This window comes from Vibrio sp. 10N.261.46.A3 (genome assembly GCF_041472995.1).
Lineage (GTDB): Bacteria > Pseudomonadota > Gammaproteobacteria > Enterobacterales > Vibrionaceae > Vibrio > Vibrio coralliirubri.
In genome coordinates this window covers 1-3,903 of record NZ_JBFRRH010000136.1, presented here as the reverse complement: position 1 = coordinate 3,903, position 3,903 = coordinate 1, and the positions used below count along the sequence as shown (strand labels likewise).

Here is a 3,903-nt window from a genome sequence, read left to right as displayed (position 1 = left end):
AGATATGATCAAGAGACAGGTCCAGAATATGCGAGGACATTTAATACGAGCTTATGAAAAATATCTATACAGGAATATAGCTCATCTCTTTTTTTCTGTTCTTCTACGTTACTAAGTTCTTTAGATGCAGGGTGCGCACTAGCATTTCGAATACTATTCCATAGCTTTTTATCATTATCAGCTAAAACCCCCTCTGCTATTAAAATATCAAGTGCTCTCGCTGCTGTAATGTTCTTCCAGTAAGAGACGCTTGATTGAAGGCGGCTCAAATACGTAACGTCAATATCCAGCTTTTTAAGCTTTGACTTAATCTCTTTTATAGCTTCTACTAGCTCTTGGTCCTGTCGTGATTGCTTGAAATCCGGAATATATATATCATTCAGAACCCCCTCCACTGCAACAGATAATACTAGTTCGGCAATATCATCTGAGGAATTGAACCCACGCCATACCCTTTCCCATTGGCTGCTTACACAATCAAAGTGCTTAATATTTTCAGAATACAGAGCTAAAACTCGTTGAAACAAATCAATACTATAATGATTGCTTCCTCTAGGGATGTGGACATTACTTGGTATAGGGTTAGTTGAACGCTTATGCGATATCTGGTTATTAAAACTTCGAATTGTGCACTTATATATATTTCCTACATTGGTAAATAAAATATAAGGTTGAAGAAAAACACCACAAGAAAAGCCAAGATAGAACCTGATGCATCTCTCTAGGTCTTCTGGTACAAAATCGCCTTTAACTTTAACAAACCGATAATCTGACTCATTAACAACTCTGATATCTAAGCCATCGACCTCAAAGCATAGCTCATTGAAACCAAACGATTCAGATCCAGTCGCTGTTGATAATGTTCTATTACTTTTATTGAATGGAATATCTATTTCTTGTTCGAACTCTAGGTGCAAGTATGGCGTATCAACACTTTCTTCTTGATGCTCTTCAGAGGTAACGTACGGTAAAAGGGCATAAATTACTTTATTAGTCTTTAGATGAAAGCCTGAAAGCTCCAGCTTAAAGCCTTGTGTTTTCCATACCCTACCTGATATATCAACGAGTTCAGCAAACAGCTCATGGTCTGGATTCAAGTTGTCTTGAGGAAACCTTAGTTGAGGCTGTAACTGACCAATAGGCTTATACACCGTCTCTGTACAAACCATTTCCAAAAACAACGTTCCAAACTTATTCTGCTTTATCGTGCCATGACCATTCAGTCTCAAACCATCTGCATGACTTTGCCAAATACGTACAGACAAGCAGTGTATCTCCATTTCAGACGATCTAACGCTAGAAATAAAGTTTGTATCAAAATGCATAAACACCTACCAACCAATCACAAATTTCTTTCCATTATACTGATTTTATTAACTAACCAACGTTATTCCGCTCTATAAATCACACCATTAAAATGGTATCCAGTTAGTTAAGTGGATGCCTTTTTATGCCTGCTCAACACCATTTTTCTTATTGTTCAGAGCTACCCACTGGTGAACTGCCAAAAAAGATTCAGCTTATCCTTGCGGGCAAAATGATCGGTAATAATGGTTGTGGGTTTAACAACAGTAAACCTCAGCCATCTTAGACTTCTTTGCTGCCATGCAGCGCGACATTACACATGTCGGAGAAACCAAGGGTCCCAAAAGCGAACCAGCACTAGTTCAAGGTGGTTGTTGAACATTTATAAATGGTAAGGTCGATTTCATTAGGGAACTCTATTTTAGAGTAAATGTGTTAACTCATTTTGGGGCGTGCGACGTGAGGTCGTATGAAGCGATGTTCACCGCTTAACGTGTGAACCATCTGTATCACCAGATGAACCTAGGAGCCTGAATAAAGTAGCGGCTCTGACAATGTAACGAAGATTGGCATTTGCCAATCGGGATCTAAATCGTGAGAGGACGATCCTCCTGATAACCACAATCGGGTGAGTGCTAGGTAGTCAGTATGATGAACATAAGTGAATCCGCGTAAGGTGCGTTATGTGATGAAACAGCGGAAGTGGTTAATACGCTGTAGCCAAAAGGCACGAGAGTCGGAAAGAGATTGCCCCATGCTCTTTCGTGATCATTGAACTCTTCGCACCATAGCGGGCATCTAACCTGACATTGCGCGACATACGGAACACGGTAAGCCTGTATCACTCCCTCTGGGAAAGCCTATGTGGCCGATAGTGATGCAGGTATAGGAGGTTGGAAAAAGCGAAGGCTGCATTGTAACGATGCAGATACAGACTTGTGTCTGGTCACGAAAGTGAGCCCACTTCCGACTGGTCTCCCGTTGCGAGAGAGTTTGAAGAACTTTATTCAAGGAGAAATGCAAATGATGATTTCAAAAGAGATTAGTGCCTCTCCTGACAGTGCTCAATGGCAGTCAATAGACTGGAAATCCGTTGAATCGCATGTATTAAAGCTTCAGATGCGTATCGCAAAGGCAACTCGAGAAGGTAAACACGGCAAAGCGAAAGCCTTGCAGTGGCTACTGACTCATTCTCGCTCAGCAAAACTTCTTGCTGTTAAACGAGTATCTCAAAACAAAGGCAGCAAAACACCAGGAATAGACGGTGTCATCTGGAATACAGATACACGCCGCATGAAAGCAGTTAATCAATTGAGTAGAAAGGCATACAAAGCCCAACCGCTCAAGCGTATCTATATCCCCAAAAAGAATGGCAAACTTAGGCCATTGGGCATTCCGTGCATAATAGACAGAGCGCAACAAGCTCTTTACCTATTAGCATTAGAGCCTGTGTCAGAAAGCCTTGCCGACCCTAATAGCTACGGTTTTAGACCAAGACGAAGCACTGCTGACGCAATCGGCCAGTGTTTTATCTGTTTGAGTCAGAAACGGTCAGCGCAATGGGTTCTTGAAGGGGACATCAAAGCTTGTTTCGACAAAATTGGGCATCAATGGCTTATGGACAATGTTGCTGTTGATAAACGTATGTTGAAGCAATGGCTAAAGTCTGGCTTTGTAGACAAGGGGCTATTTTACGACACCGATGAAGGCACGCCTCAAGGCGGGATTATATCCCCAACCTTGATGTTAATGACACTATCTGGTCTCGAACAGCACATTAAGTCTACTGCACTCAAAAAGGGGGCAAGAGCTAACTTCATTGGATACGCCGACGATTTCGTCGTCACTTGCGCTTCAAAGGAAGTGTTGGAGAACGATATCAAACCGTTGATTGCTGATTTCTTAGCGGAAAGAGGCTTAACATTATCCGAAGAGAAAACGCACATTACTCATATCAACGATGGCTTTGACTTTCTTGGGTTCAACCATAGGAAGTACAAAGGGAAATTACTCATTAAGCCGAGTAAATCCAATACGTTGATGTTCTTAAGTAATCTGCGTGAACTCGTCAAAAAGCACGTAACCCTCCCAGTAAACGATCTTATCAAACTGATAAATCCGAAACTCAGGGGGTGGTCGAACTATTATCGACACTGCGTGGCTAAACAGGTATTCGGATATGTCGGTCACAAGCTATTCCATACGTTATGGCACTGGGCTAAAAGGCGTCACCCAACAAAATCCAAAACTTGGATCGCCCTAAAATACTTCATCAACCGAAAAGGCCAGTGGCAGTTTCACGGTTGGCAGAAGAGCATGGATATGGATTGCCAGTTCAATCTCTTCCAAATAGCCAAAGTGCCAATAGAAAGGCATGTGAAAATCCGAAGTGCAGCGACTCCATTTGACCCTCAATACCAAGAATACTTGGCTAAAAGGAAGTCCAAAAGGCTAGCTCGTAACTCTTGGAACGAACCTGCTCCGACTGCTTTATAAGTTGCTGGGTATCAAACGATGCCTTTGTGGAGGCTTGAGCCTAGTGCAGTGAAAGTTGCACGCTGGGTTCTTAGGGAGACGGCACTTGGTAACAGGTGTCGT

At 42.3% G+C, this 3,903-nt stretch carries 2 protein-coding genes; one reads left to right on the top strand and one right to left on the bottom strand.

Annotated features, from left to right (window positions below):
• Window positions 1-8: 8 nt before the first annotated feature.
• Window positions 9-1,265: a hypothetical protein gene (locus tag AB4484_RS24670; RefSeq protein WP_372080844.1), complete on the bottom strand. Its 1,257-nt coding sequence runs from the start codon at window positions 1,263-1,265 to the stop codon at window positions 9-11.
• Between the two features lie 1,063 nt (window positions 1,266-2,328).
• Between AB4484_RS24670 and ltrA the strand changes: the two genes are divergently transcribed.
• Window positions 2,329-3,801 carry a group II intron reverse transcriptase/maturase gene (gene ltrA, locus AB4484_RS24665; protein WP_372080843.1) on the top strand — a complete coding sequence of 491 codons (1,473 nt, stop codon included), beginning with the start codon at window positions 2,329-2,331 and terminating at the stop codon, window positions 3,799-3,801.
• Window positions 3,802-3,903: the final 102 nt, after the last annotated feature.